General features: G+C 60.4%; 9 protein-coding genes. All 9 read right to left on the reverse strand.

Annotated elements, in window-relative coordinates; genetic code table 11:
• Positions 1–3 precede the first annotated feature (3 nt).
• The 9 genes from HDC30_RS13320 to bcsZ all read right to left on the reverse strand — a co-directional run bounded on the left by HDC30_RS13320 (position 4) and on the right by bcsZ (position 16,801).
• Positions 4–1,098: a methyl-accepting chemotaxis protein gene (locus tag HDC30_RS13320; RefSeq protein ID WP_409347909.1), complete on the reverse strand. Its 1,095-nt coding sequence runs from the start codon at positions 1,096–1,098 to the stop codon at positions 4–6.
• A gap of 448 nt (positions 1,099–1,546) precedes the next feature.
• Positions 1,547–2,176 carry a response regulator transcription factor gene (locus HDC30_RS13325; RefSeq protein ID WP_183783410.1) on the reverse strand — a complete coding sequence of 210 codons (630 nt, stop codon included), beginning with the start codon at positions 2,174–2,176 and terminating at the stop codon, positions 1,547–1,549.
• A complete protein-coding gene (locus HDC30_RS13330; RefSeq protein ID WP_183783412.1) occupies positions 2,173–6,009 on the reverse strand; it encodes a PAS domain S-box protein in 3,837 nt (1,278 codons plus the stop codon). Before HDC30_RS13330 ends, HDC30_RS13325 begins: the two co-directional genes overlap by 4 nt.
• A 177-nt stretch (positions 6,010–6,186) precedes the next feature.
• On the reverse strand, positions 6,187–7,452 hold the full coding sequence (locus tag HDC30_RS13335) for a sensor domain-containing diguanylate cyclase (RefSeq protein ID WP_183783414.1): 1,266 nt from the start codon (positions 7,450–7,452) through the stop codon (positions 6,187–6,189).
• A gap of 3 nt (positions 7,453–7,455) precedes the next feature.
• Positions 7,456–7,989 (reverse strand): YfiR family protein, encoded by a 534-nt coding sequence (locus HDC30_RS13340; protein WP_183783416.1) that lies wholly within the window; start codon positions 7,987–7,989, stop codon positions 7,456–7,458.
• Entirely contained in the window at positions 7,986–9,914 is a 1,929-nt protein-coding gene (locus HDC30_RS13345; RefSeq protein ID WP_183783418.1) for a TonB-dependent siderophore receptor, read from the reverse strand. Before HDC30_RS13345 ends, HDC30_RS13340 begins: the two co-directional genes overlap by 4 nt.
• A gap of 327 nt (positions 9,915–10,241) precedes the next feature.
• Entirely contained in the window at positions 10,242–12,710 is a 2,469-nt protein-coding gene (locus HDC30_RS13350) for a PAS domain-containing protein (RefSeq protein ID WP_183783428.1), read from the reverse strand.
• Between the two features lie 60 nt (positions 12,711–12,770).
• Positions 12,771–15,671, reverse strand: coding sequence for a cellulose synthase subunit BcsC-related outer membrane protein (locus HDC30_RS13355; protein ID WP_260319917.1), 2,901 nt, complete (start codon positions 15,669–15,671; stop codon positions 12,771–12,773).
• A 41-nt stretch (positions 15,672–15,712) separates the two neighbouring features.
• Complete coding sequence (bcsZ, locus tag HDC30_RS13360; RefSeq protein ID WP_260319926.1) at positions 15,713–16,801, reverse strand: cellulose synthase complex periplasmic endoglucanase BcsZ; 1,089 nt, start codon at positions 16,799–16,801, stop codon at positions 15,713–15,715.
• Positions 16,802–16,819 lie beyond the last annotated feature (18 nt).

The following is a 16,819-nucleotide window of genomic DNA, read 5'->3' on the forward strand; positions in this document are numbered from 1 at the left end:
CTCCTAGAAAAAGGTGATTTCGGATTCGTTGCCCGACGTACCGTTGGCATTGCCCCGGTGCACGTCATGCAGCTCGGGCATGGTGTAAGTACGAGCCAATTGCTCCAGCCAGGCTTGGGCGTCAATCGATGTTGGAAGCTGGCCTGCGGCGCTGTCCCGTTGCCCCTGGGCAAGATTCTCGTGGAGCTTTTCCAAGTCACTACGGACCAGACTCAGCACTTGGTTGACGCGATCCTGGAACTGCAGGCCGACCAGTACCTTGGCTATTTCCTGGCCGACGAACTGGCTTTCCCTGCGCAACTCATGGGAGGAATTGAAAAGCGTGGTGGTGGCGCTGCAAAAACTGTCGATTACTTGCTCGATGATTTGGCCGGATCGGTTTACGGTGGCTTCGTCCTGTTCGGCATATTGACGAGAGATTTCCAGGGTACTGGCGATGGCCGCACTCACCGTGTTTACCGTGTCGCCGATACGCTTGCCGGTTTCACCGGACAGACTCGAGAGTTTACGAATTTCATCCGCCACCACGGCAAAACCACGACCAACCTCACCAGCACGGGCAGCCTCGATGGCGGCATTGAGCGCGACCAGGTTGGTCTGCTTGGCGATATTGCCTACATCCTGGGCCATCGTTTGCAATTGTTCGGTGAGGCTGGAGAGTGCCATCACTTCATGCAAGAGCGTTTCCTTGGTGGTCAATGCGGCGCGCAGCGAAGCGATGATCGCATCGAGTTCCCGCTGACTGGTCCCGAACAGCTCGACCAGTCCCCCTTCCGCCGCTGCTCCATCCTGCGAGCCTGAAACAACTCGCTCGACACGCATGGATATATCGGCAAAGCGTGTCGCCAACGTGGTGATAGCCTCTTCGGTGTGGCTACGGGCGACTTCGATCTGGCCCGCCCAGATCGGCAGCACGCCTCGGCATACCGATTCCAGGCCACAACGACACAGCGACACAGGGGCTTGCAGCATTTGTGACTCATGGTCGATTGAATCGATAGCGACGCGTAGGGCATGGTTACGTGAGTGGTAATAAAAGGCCGTAGCCACGCCCAGCGAGAAAAGTAGAACCGCAAGCCCTACGACCTGCATATCCATTACCCCGCCCGCCAGTACAGAGGCGGCTCCCAAAATCGCCAGCACAAGAAATGCGATTGGGGCCCCCGACGAGCCGGGAACCTGGGTGTTGATTGTTGTGCTCAATGTGGACTCTCCATCCGACGGCCGGAACTCATAGCAGAGGCGAACGACGGCACTCTTGCGTCAAAAAATCTGGCAGCAAAATGCGACCCGCCCATCATGCCGAGCCTGGGTATGGCCCAACCATCGGACCAGGCTGGTTTTAGCGTAAGCACTACGGCTACCGAGGTAGGAATTGCCCTACTTTATTCAACGGTGTCGGGCCACTGCGGATGGCGGAGAAAAAAGACGAATAAAAGGGGCCCCGAGCGCCCTCGTCAAGCGATCCGATCAGGTGGGCAATGGATGCCCGGAAGGCCTTCAGAGATCGCTTTCTGAATGGGATAGAGTCAACATTATGGTTACATCAAAGCCCCCCATGCTTGATGGCATAGCGCACGATATCGGCCGTGCTGGTGAACCCCATCTTTTCCATCAGGCGCGCCTTATGGGTACTGACGGTCTTGTGACTGATCGCCAGTTCCGCCGCAATCCGCGAGACGCTCAACCCCTGAGCGAGTTGGCGCATGACTTGCAGCTCCCGGTCGGTGAGCCCATCGTGCTGGCTATGCGGGCCCAACCCACTGGCGGCAAACGCCATTTGCTCGGCCAGCCCGACGTCAATGTATCGTCCTCCAGCCGCCACCCGGCGAATCGCCGCGAGCAGGGTTTCGGGGTCACGGTCCTTGGTCAGGTAGCCTGAAGCCCCCGACCTGAACGCACGCTGGGCAATTTGCACTTCGTTGTGCATGCTCAGCACAAGGATCGGCAACTGAGGATAGTGAAAGCGAATGCGCGCCACCAGATCGTCCCCGCAGATGCCCGGCATGCTCATGTCGAGCAGCAGCAGGTCGATGTCGCTCACTCGCAGTTGCTCGAGCAGCATCGAACCGTTTTCCGCTTCGGCGACAACCCGCACATCGGCCGCCAGGGCAAACAGCTGCTTCAGGCCTTCACGCATGATGGCGTGATCGTCGGTAATCATCAGTCGTATCATAGGAATTCCAGGCCCGGCTGAAAGGGAATGTACACCCGGACACGGGCCCCCTGCCCGGGTGCACTGTCTATGATTACCGCTCCACCCACCATGTGTCCGCGTTCGCGCATGCCGAGCAACCCCAACGTGCCCTCGGGCAATTGTTGAGGATCGAAACCCCGACCGTCGTCACACACCTCGATTTGCAAGTGCTCGGCATCGTGCTCCAGGTGAATATTGACCCGTCTGGCACGGGAATGGCGACATACATTGGTCAATGACTCCTGGATTACCCGGAAAATCGCGGTGGCGCGCTCGTCATCGAGAGCCAGTCGAGTCGACGGCGCCCTGAGCCGACACTCGATACCCGTATTGCGAGTGAACTCGGACACCAGCCATTCGAGCGCGGAGGTCAGGCCCATGTTGAGCGCGGAGGGGCGCAGGCTGGTGGCGACGTTGCGCACGACCTGAAGTATTTCGTCAACCCGCAGCATCAACGCCTGGACCCGCTCCACCAACAGCGGCTGGTCATTGCCGAATTGCAGGCGCAGCAACGAAATGCCCATTCGCAACGCGGACAGCTGCTGCCCCAACTCGTCATGGATCTCCCGGGCGATGTGCTTGCGTTCTTCCTCGCGCGTACTTTCGCGACGACTGGACAGCAGACGCAATTGCGCGTGGGATTCCTTGAGTCGTCGTTCCGCCGCGCGCCAGGCACTGACGTCGCGACCGACGGTGAGAATACCGATCAAGGCGCCGCTCTGATCGCGCTCCGGCACCAGGCGGACCTGATAACAGACCGGCTCTGAGTCCTGCCCTGCCGGCACGTCCAGCGTCAGCTCCGCTTCGCCAGCTTGACCGCTGCGCAGGACCTGCTCGACCTTGCCCTGGAACGATCGCGCCAGACCCGAGTGGGGCGACACCTGCCTGAATGTTCTGCCGAGCAAAGCCCCCTGCAACTGACCGAGCATACCTTCCGCTGCCGGATTGACGTATAGGAAGCGACCCTTCGAATCGAAACGGGCAATGACATCAGGGGTGTTGTCGAAAATTTCCCGGTACCGTTTCTCGCTTTCGCGCAGCAGCGTCTCGGCGTAGTTGCGCTCAATGGCGATGGCAGCCAGATGGCTGGCCTGACAAATCAATTTGAGGTCGCTGTCGGTTGGCCGGCCCGGGCGGCGTAAAAAGATGCTGAACAGACCCAGGACCTTCCCGGAAGAGCCTTTGATCGGCTCCGACCAACAGGCCCCCAATCCGGCCTTGACAGCTGACTCTTTGATGGCCGCGCTGCCACGATACACACTCAGGTCTTCGACGATAATCGTAGTGCTGCGCCAGCCGGCTGTGTCGCCCTCCTCCGAGATGTCAATATCTCCTACCGCCTGTAGATAATCGCCCGGCACACTTGGCGCTGTAATGAGGCGCAAGTAGCGTGCATCCGCGCTCACCAACCTGATACAGGCGAGGAACTCCGGCCGGGCCTGCTCGATATAAGCCGTCACCCGCGATAAGACCTCAGCCAGCGGAGCGCCCCGCACCAACCGTTCGAAAATGCCCAGCCGCGCTTCCTCCAGACGTTCGTGACGCTTGAGTGCAGTGATGTCGTACCCCTTGGCCAGGACACTGGTCACCGATCCGTCCGCGCCTCGCTCGGCGTTTATCTGAAAGGCGTGCACCATCCTTTCTCCGCTTGCGGCGTTCAGCCATTCCAGGACGGTTTCCAGCGGTTCGCCGGTACGTATCACCTGACGCACCAGCGCCAGGTAGTCCGTCACCGCCATGTTGGCGGTCCAGCCATCCTCGACCGGCGTCTTTAGCGCTCGGGCAGCCGGTATACCCGTATACCGCTCGAAAGCAGGATTGACGTAAGTGCGCCGACAATCGAGGTCGTAACGGATGATCAGGTTCAACGAGTTCTCCGCCAGCGCACGGAACTGCTGCTCACTGGTCAGCAGGCGGGTCTCCATGCGTTTGCGTTCGCTGATATCGCGACTGATCCCGACGATGCGATAAATATGCCCCTGCTCGTCACGCACGGGAATGAACGTCGAGTGGGAGGATACGGACCCAGCCGGAAGATCGATCTCAGTGCTCCACTCGATAGCCTCTCCACGGGCCAGGCAGCTCATCAAACCTTCCATGACCTTACGTCCCGCCTGCGGCACGACCTCCCCCAGGCAGCGACCGATCAATTGTCGGCGATCGAGCCCCGACACACGTTCAAAGGCGGCATTGACCTCCATGTAGCGGAACTGTCGATCTTCGGTGATTTCCAGCAGATAGAGGCAGTCGGAGCTGTTGTCGAAGACTTCCCGATAGCGCTTCTCACTTTCCTGCCGCGCCGCGTGCAAGCGCCTGCGCTCAGTGATGTCACGGGCCAGTTCCAGGCTGTAGCTCTGGCCGTCCAGCTCAAGATAGGTGACGCTCAGTTCGACAGGAAAAATGCGCCCATCCCTGGCCCGATGACGACTCTCGATGATTTCAGGGGTGCCCTGCGTAGCGTAGCTCCAATCTTCCAATATCTGCTCGTTCGTCCAGTCCGGATCTATTTCGGCGACCGTCATGCCGAGCAGTTCCGTGCGGCTGTAGCCCAGGCTGCGACAAGCTTCGTCGTTGACATAGCGAAACCGGGCCTGACGGTCGATCAGGTAAGCGGCCTCGTGTACATGGCTGAGTGCCAGCTCCAGCAAGGACAGGTGCTCTTCGGCTTTGAGAAGACGGCTGAGGTCTTCGATCTGGACGACGAAATACAAGGGTGTGGCGTCGCCGCTACATATCGCACTGACGGTCAGTTGAACCCTCACATATTCGCCGTTGCGGTGCCGATATCGCTTGTCCATTCGCAAGTAGGAAATACCCTCCCTGGAAAGGAGCCGCCCCCAGTCCTGCTCCTCGGAAAAATCATCCGGATGAGTCAACGCCTGGCTGCTGGTTTGGAGCAGATCGTCTTCCTCGCGCCCCAGCAATTGACAGAAATAGCGATTGACGCGCAACCAGCGCCCGTCGAGTCCCAGCAAGGCCATGCCGATGGCAACGGACTCGAAGGCCAGGCGAAAACGCTCTTCGCTGTCCATCAACGCCTGTTCGATGCGTTTACGCTCACTGATATCGTGCAGGAAACCGAACCAGATAATCGAGCCATCCGCCTCCAGCGTTGGTGTAGAACACCCCTCGAGCCAGATCTCACCCTTTATCGGATGGCGAACCCGGTATTCGCACTGCCAGGGACACAACGTGCGTGCCGATTCAGCGATCGACGCCTGGACGCGAGCGAAATCCTCGGTATGAATACGCTCAAACAGGATATTGACGTCGCGTTTGAGCTCGTCAGTGGTCACCCCGTAATATTCTTCGTAACCCGGCGATGCCCAAGGCATGGATACCTTGCCATCGCGCCCCAGTCGAAAAGTGCCGATGATGCCCGGCGCCGTTTCCACGACCCGCTGCAGCCACTGGTCCTGCTCCAGGCATCTTCCCAGGCTTCGAGCCGCTGCACATGGGTCGATCTCACAAAGGAGCCATTCGTCGACCGCAGTCGACTTCGTGCGCCCTAGCAGCACGCTGCCGTCCTGGCGCCGATAGCGAAGTTCAACCGGTCCGCTGGCGAAGTGAGCCGGCAAGATTCGACCATCCACGGCGCGCGGGAACTGGCCGCCCGGGTCTTGGAGAAACGCCTGGAACTCGACGGCGAGCAATTGCGCCGGCGCGTAGCCCAACAGCTCGGCAAAAACGTCGTTGGCTTTCAATATCCGGCCCTGGCCATCCAATAGCACCAGCGCCGCTGAAACCAGGTCGAAGATGGCATCGAAGAGTTGGGCTTGCACCATCCGTAGGGGCGAAATATCCGTTTCCATAGAGAGCTTCATCGGCACTTCGCTCTAAAGTTGCTTATAGGAACGGTCGATTTTCGGTCGGTGACGGCGCCAGCTCATCAGGACTTGCCCCGAGTATGGTGGATCGTTCGCCTTCCTGTCATAAGACTAAACGCCAAAGTGATGAATGCCCGATATTCGATCGACCAATCGACAGACTCAGGCATTTTCTGAGGCGTGATCATATAAATGATAGCTGTTCTTACCGCCGCCCTTGGCTTGATACATGGCGATATCCGCCTTGCGCAAAAGGCTGGTGGTGTCCGTGGCATGATCGGGGCACAGGCTGATACCCAGGCTGGCGCCGACGCCGATCCGCCGACCGTCAACGTAGAAGGGGCTGGACAGCGCGGCGACGATATTGGACGCGACTAGCCTGGCCTGATCGGCATTGACCCCATTTTCCAGGATAACGGCGAATTCGTCGCCGCCAATCCGACACACCACATCGGTGTTGCGCAACGTTTCCCGCAGGCGCTCGGCGACCAGAATCAACAGGCTGTCACCGGTCTCATGACCCAACGTATCGTTGACGATCTTGAAGTCATCGAGATCGATGAACAGCACCGCACAGGACGTAGCGTAGCGCATCCCCTCCATGACGGCGGTCTCGAGTTTTTCCTTGAAATAATGACGGTTGTTCAGCCCCGTCACCGGATCTCGATAGGCCAGCTCGTTCAGTTGCTGCTGGGCCAGTCGACGCTGTTGCAGCTCGGCACTGATGCGTGCGTCATGACTTTCGAGCTGATCCATCATGTCATTGAAACTGCGGGCGAGTCGGCCGGTTTCATCGCTGCCATATACCGTCGCTCGCAGACTGAAATCCTGATAAGTGCGCACCCGCTCGGTCAGTTTTACCAGATTCTGCAACGGCCGCACGATGCTGGACGCCATTCGTCGGGAAAGGATGAAAGACAGAAACAACGCCACCGCGGCCGCCAGCCCACCGAACAGAGCCTGCACCGCCAGCCCCCGATAGAGCGAGGTAAAGCTCGCATTCACCGCGACATTGCCGATGACTTGACCATGGAGCTCTACCGGCCGACGCACCAAAAGGGAATACAAGCCGATTTCTTCAACCCCATAGTAATTCACAACCTCCCCGGCCGGATCGCGCCGATAGATCGCCAACTGACGCCCATCGTTGAGCACGAAAGCAGCCCAATTGATATCCGGAACATGCTGGAGAGAGGCCAGCGTTTCGTACGCCTCGTCGGCGTTTGCGAACATCATCGCCGCCGAGCCGTTTCTGCCCACCACCATGGCGTGAGCCGTGATGTCCTCCACTAGGGAGCGGCGCTGAACGACCAGTTGGTAGACCAGCAACATCACCAGCAGCACCGTCATGGCGGCCGCGGTCAACTTGAACCCCGTGTGAGTGACCTTATCGCGCAAAGGGAGATCCTCGAAACGTAAACGGGGCATGGCTCAGGATCTGTCCGCAACGAAGCTGGCGAGCTTGAGCAGCCGAGAGCTGAAGCCCAGATGGGCCTGCCGCGCCGCAAACAGATTGACGTCGAACACAATACGCTGGCCCTGGCGTCGCATCTCGATCATGACGCCCTGATCGGCGAATCCGGTGGCATCGGTGATGGTCAACACCGGCGTCGCGGCCAGTTGCCCGAGCAGAGAGCCAAGGGCACGACGGTTCTGTTCATCGATATAAAGGACCTGACAGCCCATAAGCGAATCACCAGACAGAACCCGGCGTATATCGATGGGCAGGCCGTTCTGCACACGCTTGCCTTGCAAATGGGCGAGTTCATCGTCCAATTGCGTGATGCCGAGCACACACAATCGAAAATTGACGTCAGGCAACGATGGCCATTCGGCGAACAGGGCAAAATTGTATAGATAGGCCGCTTTCATGGCACGTTCCTCCACTACCGAGTCGGCCATCGCCCCCTGGGTGGACAGGTACAGGACAACCAGGACCAGCACATGGCGGACGGCGATTTTCATGGGAATGCATACCCCACGCTCAACCACAGGCTACGCTCGCCGCGCTCAGGCAAATCGGCGCTGCTCTCGATGTCGAAAAAAGACGCATCGAGGTAGCGTCGGTCGAAGAGATTGCGTACCGCGGCGGTGACACTCACCCCAGGCACGACATCCCGACTGGTGAACGTCAGGTCTGTGATCGTATAACCGCTAGCACTTACTCCCGGCGCGACCAGCCTGCGCCCCACGTATCGGGCAGCAAGACTGGCTCGCAAGCGCTCCTCCGCCAGAGGCACTGACACCTGCAGCTTGCTCAAGTGCCGGGGTGAATTCACCCGATCACGGCCAAGGTTGTCCTCCGAGCGCTGCAACGTGTGACTGCCCCTCAGTTGAACCTCACGCCATTGCCACTGAGCTTCGAGTTCGGCACCTTGGGTGTCGATCCGCTCCAGCGAAGGCTCCGAGAAACGACCGATGGGATCGGTAATGCGATAACGATAGAGGGTGCCCAACAAACGGAAGTCGCCACGGCGATGATCGGCCACAAATTCAGTGGTGGTGACGCGCTCCGACTGGACGCCGGGAAGATCATTGGAGGTCGCTTCGTACCGACTCGCGAAGCGGGTCGCGCTGCCGTGGGACAACGACAGACTGGTGTTCGTCAGGCCGGTATAGAGCAAGGCCACCCGAGGGTTGCTGCGCGCCACCGAATCCTTGCCACTGCGCTGGTCCATGCGTACGCCCAGATTCAGGCTCAAGTCATGGCGCAGGGCAATTTCATCCTGGGCGTAAAGGCTGAACGTTTGAGTCGACACCTCACTATGATACGTTTCGTGTTCGTCGCGGCGAGGAAAATATCGATCTAATTGCTGGTTTTGCCGGTAGTCGTTGCGATATTCACTGCCCAGCACCAGTCGATGCCCGGACAGGGTCACGCTACTGACCGTGCCCTCCAGATCCCACCACCGGCCGTCCGCGCGAACGTCCTCGATATAATGGCGTCCATCATCGATGGGCTCACGATAGGCGCTGCGGTAAAGATAACGGCCGTGTGAGAGCCGCACGGATGAGCGAAAACTGCCGAAGTCGGCATCGTGGCCAAGCTTCAAGAAGTCATTGCGGTCGGAAAAATCCCAATGGGCATCAAGGGGAATCGTCAGTTCCTGCTGCTTGCGTTCGACGAATGCGCCCTCGATGCTCCAGGCATTCTGAGAACCCTTGATGAACAACCGCTGCCCGTCCTGGTCATCGTGCAGGGCCTCGTTGACGAGCGGCGTATCAGGAAGTTCGGCTTGGGACGCCGAGGTCGAGACCAGCCACTCCCCGCCGCTGTCCAGACGCGTACCCCAACTGGCGCGGACCTTGCGATCCTGGTTCGAGCCGGCGGTCATGGCGACCTGGCCGCCGTCCAGATCACGCCCCCTGAGCGTCACGACGTTGATCACACCGAGGAAGGCACCGTTGCCGTACAGCGCCGAGCCTGGGCCTGGTGCGTACTCAACCCGGTCGATCAGCTCGGTGTCGAGTAGCCCATCCTCGCCGAGGTAGATCTGGTTGAAAATATTGTCGGCAACCGGCTGGCCATCGATGCGCAACATGACCCGTCCCGCGTATTCACCAGGCGCACCGTAGCCACGCCCGCCCAGAAAATAGTAAGCCCCGTCGAAGCCAATGCTGAGACCGCGCATGTTATTCAGGATCTCGCCCAGCGTCCTGTAGCCGAAACGGTGTATTTCCTCCGCTGTGATCACCGAGACGGCCGAGGGTGCATCAGTGAGCTGCTGCGAGAATTGAGCCGCGCCCACGACCTTGGTCTCGAGCAGTTGCTCGAAGGGAATGACCGTCAAATCCTGGGCCGACGCCACCCGCGCCAACAGCCAAATGCCCGACGTGCAGAGGCCCTGCAGAGCGTATCGGGTCAGCAGCGTAATGTTGAGGTGCGACATGATCTGGATAGAGGTCTCTGGGACTGAAAGCTCAATCTCGTCGATCGACTTGCCGCTTCAGGGAAGCCGGCTTCGACACTACGCAGGAAGGCTTAGAGGACGAATCACGCTGAACCGTACGACTGCCTACTCATAATGAGTCGCGCATCGAATAGATGCTGGTAGAATGCCCCACCGCGACAGACCACACCATCGGCCAAAGCCCATATTAAGCTAGGGGGGGGCGGATCAAGAGTAGGACTTCCCCTACCATCGTGCTGCGCAAAGAAAAAACCTCGCCTCACCGTATCCAAGCCTCACCGAGGGATTAATCGGGTAGGGATTCATTTACCTGGCTCGGGGAAGCTCCAAGTCCGTTCGAAAGGGAATCGCGACCTGCACCCGCACACCCTGCCCCGGGGCGCTGTCCACGCTGACCGTTCCGCCGAGCATGCTTCCTCGCTCGCGCATGCCAAGCATGCCAAGGGTGCGCTTGGACAGTTGCTTGGGATCGAAGCCCTTGCCGTCGTCACGCACTTCGATGAAAACGTGGTCGGCACTGCGTTGCAGGTGTATTTCCACGTGACTTGCCTGGGCATGACGAGCGACGTTGGTCAACGACTCCTGGATAAGGCGGAAAATGGCGGTGACCCGTTCATCATCGAGTTCCAATCGATCGGAACATGCCCTCAGTGAACACGCGACGCCGGCATTGTGCGAAAACTCCGAGACCAGCCATTCGAGCGCCGGGATCAACCCCATGTCCAGCGCAGCCGGACGCAGGCTGGTAGCGACGTTACGAACCACCTGAATGATTGCGTCGATCCGCCCCATAAGCACCTGTACCCGCTCCACCAGCAATGGCTGGTCACTGCCGAATTGCAGGCGCAACAGGGAAACCCCCATGCGCAACGCCGTGAGTTGCTGCCCCAATTCGTCATGAATTTCCCGGGCAATCCGTTTGCGCTCCTCTTCACGCGTGCTTTCGCGGTGGCTGTGGAGTACACGCTCCTCGTGTTTACGCTCAGTGATGTCGCGAGCGATACACACGACTCTCTGCACGCGTCCAAACGCGTCACGTATCGGTATCAGTGTGGTGTGGAACGTGCGCAGGCCGGCAGGCAAATCGAACTCCTCCTCTTCGTCAAGCGGCGCATCGCTGTCCACGCAGCGTTGGTATTTTGCCATCGCGGTAGCGAGTGCCTGCGGCGCCAGGGTTTGCTCGATCGTCTTGCCGATCAGTTCGCTCCGCCCCACGCCTACGGCCGACTCAAAGGCCGGGTTGACCTCAATGAAACGCAACCCCTCGTCGGTCACCTCGAGTAAGAACAGAGGGTCCAGGGAGTGATCGAAAATGTCCCGGTAACGCTGCTCGCTTTCCAACAGCAATTTTTCGGCACGCTTGCGTTCTTCGGCGATGGCCTCCAGATGTCGAGCTTCGCGCACACGGTCCCGTACTTCGTGTTCAAGATGATCGTGGGTGCCCTGAACCCGCTCGACCATGTTGCCAAATGCCCGGGCCAGTTCACCCACCTCGTCGACGGACTGGGTTGGCAATTGCTCCAGACACAGGCGCTCCTTGCCTGCCCCGAACTGTCGTGTTGCCGCGATCAACCGGAACAGCGGAATGGCCACCTGTTTCTGCAGAATGGAACGCAAAATGAGGATCTCCACCAGCAACGTCAGCAACCCGAGCGCCACCACGATCATCAGGTTACCGACAATAGCCGGGGTCATCAGCGCTCGAGGATAGTGGACCGCGAGCACCCAGGGTGTATCGGGAATGCGGCCCATCGCGACGATCTCGTCACGGGTCTGGACGACCTGTGCATGACCCGGCATCAGCGCGGATGTGACATCGAGCAATGGCAAGCTCCGAGTCATGTCGAGCGAGCGGATGGACGCCTTGCCCGCCGTGCTTTTGACCTGTTCCATGACGTCAGGATGGTAAATCAGCGTGCCCTCATCATCGGCGATGAACAAGCTGCTGTATGCGCCCTGCATCGCGGGTTTGCCGGTGCGCGTCATCAACTGATCCAGTAGTACATCGACGCTGGCCAGGATCTGGTGCCTGCCGGATGCATCGGCCACATCGGGCGTGGCGATGGTGGTCATCCAGGCATTGTTGGAGAAATCCCAGTACATCCGCGTGAACAGCGTGTCGTTGCCGGGGGTACCGAAACCGCGTGCATAGAACTCGTAGGTTTCAAGCGCCAGGGCATCCGGCCCCGAGTAGCTGAACACCTTGGCGATATCGGCATCCTGGTAGATGGGAAAACCTTTCTCAGGCACCACGCCGTAGAAATTGAAAAGCCGGCCGTGGCTGCTTGATCCGTACTTGTAGGACAGCAGATACGACAGGGCAAACCGCGCCCGGGTATCTTCGCTGGGCGGGGTATCAGGCGCGTAGGTGGCCGACATTCTGGCAAAGCGCCGTCCATCGGCCAACGGTTCTCCTTCGAACAAACCGGGACGCTGCGTATAAGAACCATCGTCGTGGCGATAGAAAATCTGCTCGAAGTCCTCAATCAACTTGGCCCGCATGCCGGGAAAGGCCAGGGTCTGCTTGAACTCCTCGAGAAAGTTGCGCTGCAGGTCCTTGATTTCCTGAAACGGCAAGGATTCGCGTTGCAGGGTTTGCTCGGCGGACAGCAGCAATTGCCCGGTCACGTCCTTCTCGATCAAGGTGGAATTGACATAGTAGGAAATCGCCCCCGCGCCCAACGACACCAGGCCGATGCGCAATGTGGCCAGCCGCAGGGCACGCGTCGTCAGCGAATGCCTATGGGGGACAACTTCGGGGATTTCTTGCGTCATCATCGATTCCTTTGCCGCCATCTCCCGATGGCAGCGATTGACCCGCCCAAGACCTGACGATCAGCGCATCTGTGCATAAGGCGTTATAGGTTCCACCGGCAAAGGTAAGTTGCCCTGCCAAGGATCGAAGGTGTAGCGCAAGTAAACCAGCGCTCGACTCGGCGCGTAATCCTCACTGTGTTGCCATGCCAGGCCGCCGCCCAGCACAAGGTGGTCGGACAGACGACGCTCCACCCACCCTTGCAGACGAACGTTGGCGCCGCTGGTGCTGCTCCCGGCTTTCACCTGACTGATAGCGTCGGCAATCAAGCCCGCCTGTTCGACACCATTCAGCCATTTGGCCCCCGCACCTTCGAGCGGATATAGCGCGCTGGCTTCGGTCCGCGCGTACGACCAGCCGAACGAACTGTCCAGGCGCACCGACCAATCGGCGCTGCGCCAGGCGTAGTTCAACGGCACACCCACCGAGTAGTATCGCTGAGGGCTGTAGTAACCGCCCTGGCCCAAGGTGAATTCGCTCAGGTCCTTGTCATACCCCCAATACATCAGGGTCAGACCGGAGGTCAGACGTTCGTCGGCGCGATCGATCACATGGTAATAGTAGCCGCCCATGGCGGAGCGTCGTTGGTTATCGGCCACATTTTCGCCGCGCAACCAATGCGCGCCGAGGCTGCCCCAGAAACCATCCACGGCACTGGTTGCATGACTGACGTCGAGACTCAGGCCATTGCTGGTAACACCGCCCCAACGCACGCCGCTGACAGGGTCAACGGCACCGGCATGAGACAGCAGCGAATCGCTCACCGGGCGGCGAGACGCCGTCAGTTTCCAGTTCAGGGTGTGCCAGTCACTGGCAAAGCTGACGCCACCCAACCAGTTCGAGACGGGAAAGCCTTCGGCGGAATGGCCGACATCCAAGGCCCAGTGCTCATCGTGCCAGCCGACGGCCAACGTATTGCCACGGGCGCGTTGGGTGTCGCTCCGGCAGCCGTCGGACACCACGGCCCCGCTTGCCCGGTCGCGCAGTCGGATCGCGCAAGTGCCGAACCGCGCCCGTTGCAGGCCATCAGCCTCGGTGTCGAAACGACCGGCATCGAGATCGATGTTTTCGACCTGGACAAAACCCTGCCCTGCGGTGGCGGGGGCGTCGATGCGCAAGATGGAGGTCTGGGCCAGCAGGTCGGGCGTGCCCGGCGTGGTGTTGTCGGAACGCCAGGCGATGTCGTGGTAGAGGTGTACGGTCGGATTCTGCTGCTGATACAGCGCATCGACTTCCTCGCGCAAGCGGCGGGGCAACCCATCATCGCCGTCCTTTTTCCGACTGGCCAGGGTCAGCGCACGATCATTGCGTGGGTTGGCTTCGGCGGCGGTCAGCAAGCCCACTGCCGCCATCGACCGGGCGTATTGTTCCAATGCCCGTTGCGGTTGATGCCCGGCATTGAGCCGCGCGTCGTCGTGCAATGCATTGGCCTGCGCCAACGATCGGCGACGTTGCAACTGTTCGTTCAACTCATGCATGGGCGGGCTCCAGGCCTTCGGCGCAATGCGCGCCAATGCCTGCAAAGCCTCGCTGTCTAGGCCATCGGCGCTCAGGTACAGGGCCTGGGCATAGCGTGCCTCGGGATTATTCCCTTGGCGCTGGAGCAACCGGCGCAGGCTGTCATCGGCCGCCCCCGTTTGCCCCAGCGCTCGTTGTGCCTTGGCCAGCCGCAAAGCCAACCAGGGATTGTCCTCGTCGAGCGGCCGAGCCTCCAGCAAGAGGCGACTGACCTCGGCCCAATCGGACCGTTGCGTGGCGGCATCGGCCAAGACGTTCAAGCGCGCAAGCCGCAGGCTTTGGCGTAACGCGAGCAGATCCCGCGGCTGCCCAGGGGGCAAGCTGTCAAGAAACGCCTCAAGCTTTTGCGGCGACTGCTGCTGGTACAGATGCACCAGCGGCCAGGTGACCGCCAGATTGTCCGGTTGCAACCGGTGCGCCTGCAACAGCAAGGCTTCGGCGCCGATGTCATCGGCGTTGGCCTGGGCGACGGCGGCCAGTCCGATCAACGCCCTGGCGTCATTCGGTTTCACCTTACGCGCCTGCCGATAGGCCGTCCCTGCTGCGGCCAGGTTCTTGCGCTGCAAGGCCTGGTCGCCCTGGCGCAGCCATACCGAATAATGATCGACGGCTTTCAGCACGCGTCGGCGTTTGGCCACCGCCTGCCGGACAGGATCAGCCAACTGTTGTTGCTGGCGCAGCAGTTGACCGGCGGCGGCGTCCTTGAGTGGCGAATCGGGATAATGAGCCAGGAAGCCCTGCCAGCCCTCCACACTCGCGGGACTGACCGGCAGGCGGCCCAGATAGTTGTATTCCTGTTCGGCCGCAGCGCTGCTTGCCAGGGGATTGCTCGCCAGGCGATGCAGGATCGCCAGGCCCTGTGCGTCTCTTTTCTGGGCGATCAACAGATTGGCCAGCACCAGTTGCAACCCGACATTTCCCGGGTACTGGCGATCCAACGATTGCAAGTGCTCCAGGGCGATTGCTTGCTGCCCGGCCACGGCGCTGCAGGCCCGCCAATATTCAAGCGCGCTGGAAAGATCCGGCGGGGCATCGCCGAACAATTGCCGATACGCCCCGACGGCTTCTTGCGCTTTCCCCGCCTGGGCCAACTTGCGCGCCTGGCTCAGGCCTTTTTGTCCATCCACGCTTTGCAGCGTCAACAGGCTTCGGGCCTGGAGCAGTTCGTGAGAATCCGGCGCCTGGCGCTGTAACCGCTCCAGCAGTCGCTCAGCCTGCGCCTGGTCCTGTTGCAGCAGCGCCTGGCGGATCCCGGCGACCAACACTTGGGGCAGATCGGGGGCCATCAGATTCAGGCGCGCCAAGGCGTCACGGACCAGGTCTTCGCGATAAAGCGCCTCGCCGACACGCATCTGCTCCAGGAACCGTTGTTGCTGGTCAACGGGACCGGTCGACTGGGCCATGACAGGCGCAGACAACCCTGCCAACAACAGCGCCCACCTCGTTATTTTTTGCATGCGCCCGCCCAGTTCGGCAGCAGCCGCCCTTGCTTGTCGAAACGATAGCGCCGTTCGTCCCAGCCTTGTCCGAACAAGACCAGGGACTGGTTGTAATAGGCGTCGGGCGCGGGCGGCTCCTGACGCAGCCGTTCACGTTGGATCTTCAAGGTTTCGCCGCCATCAGGTGTGTCGGCGAGCATCGGCAGCATGGCCGCGGAGAAACCCACGGGGCCCTTGCCGGTATCGGTGCCGGCGCGGGTATCGAGTATTTCCGGCACAGCCCCCAAACGCTTGATCATCGTCGGCATGGGTTGAAAATGCTCAAACAACTCACGCCTGCCCGGTGCTTGTTCGGCCAGCATGCCGAGCCACAGGTAGACTCGGATGGCGTCGTAGCTGCCCTTGGGGCCCGTCACGCTATCGACCCCCCCCCCCTGCTCCGCTTTCCACGACAGCCAGTCGGGGGCCAGACCCAGGGGGGAACCTTCGATCAGCAACCGTTGCGAATTTTCGGCGAGCTCGGCCCAGATCGGTGCCACTTGGGCAAAGCGCGCCAGCAGTTGCGGCGGCAGGTAACCAGGGTTCAGGCGCCAACTGTCGGCACTCTCGAAGCCCTGTCCACCCGGCAGCAACATCAGCCCCAGCCCTGGCACTTTGCGCATGCTCTGCGCCGCGCTGAGCCAGAGCATATTGAGCCCCAGCTTTTCATAGTCAGGCCGGCGCCACAGCCGACCGGCTTCCAACAAGCTATAGGCGATCCACAAGTCGGCATCGCTGGCATTGTTGGCGTCCAGCACCTTCCACTGCCCCTGCTTGTCACGGCCCCATTGCCAGGCCGGCAATCGCCGGGACAAATCGCCGCCGGCCAGATTGTCCCGGGTCCAGCGCAACAACCGCTCGAAATTCACCCGATCATTGGCCACCAAAGCGAAGAACAGGCCATAGCTCTGCCCTTCCGAAGTGGTGATCCGCTGATCGGTGGCCCCGTCGATCACCCGTCCCTCCGGGCTCATCAACGCCTGCCGGTAACCGTCCCAGGCTGGCCAACCGCACTGCGCCGCCTTTACCGGGGCCATCACGCTCAAGGTCAACATCAACACCAGGAGTCCTCT

Origin of the sequence: Pseudomonas sp. JAI115 (genome assembly GCF_014200835.1) — a bacterium.
Classification (GTDB): domain Bacteria; phylum Pseudomonadota; class Gammaproteobacteria; order Pseudomonadales; family Pseudomonadaceae; genus Aquipseudomonas; species Aquipseudomonas putida_A.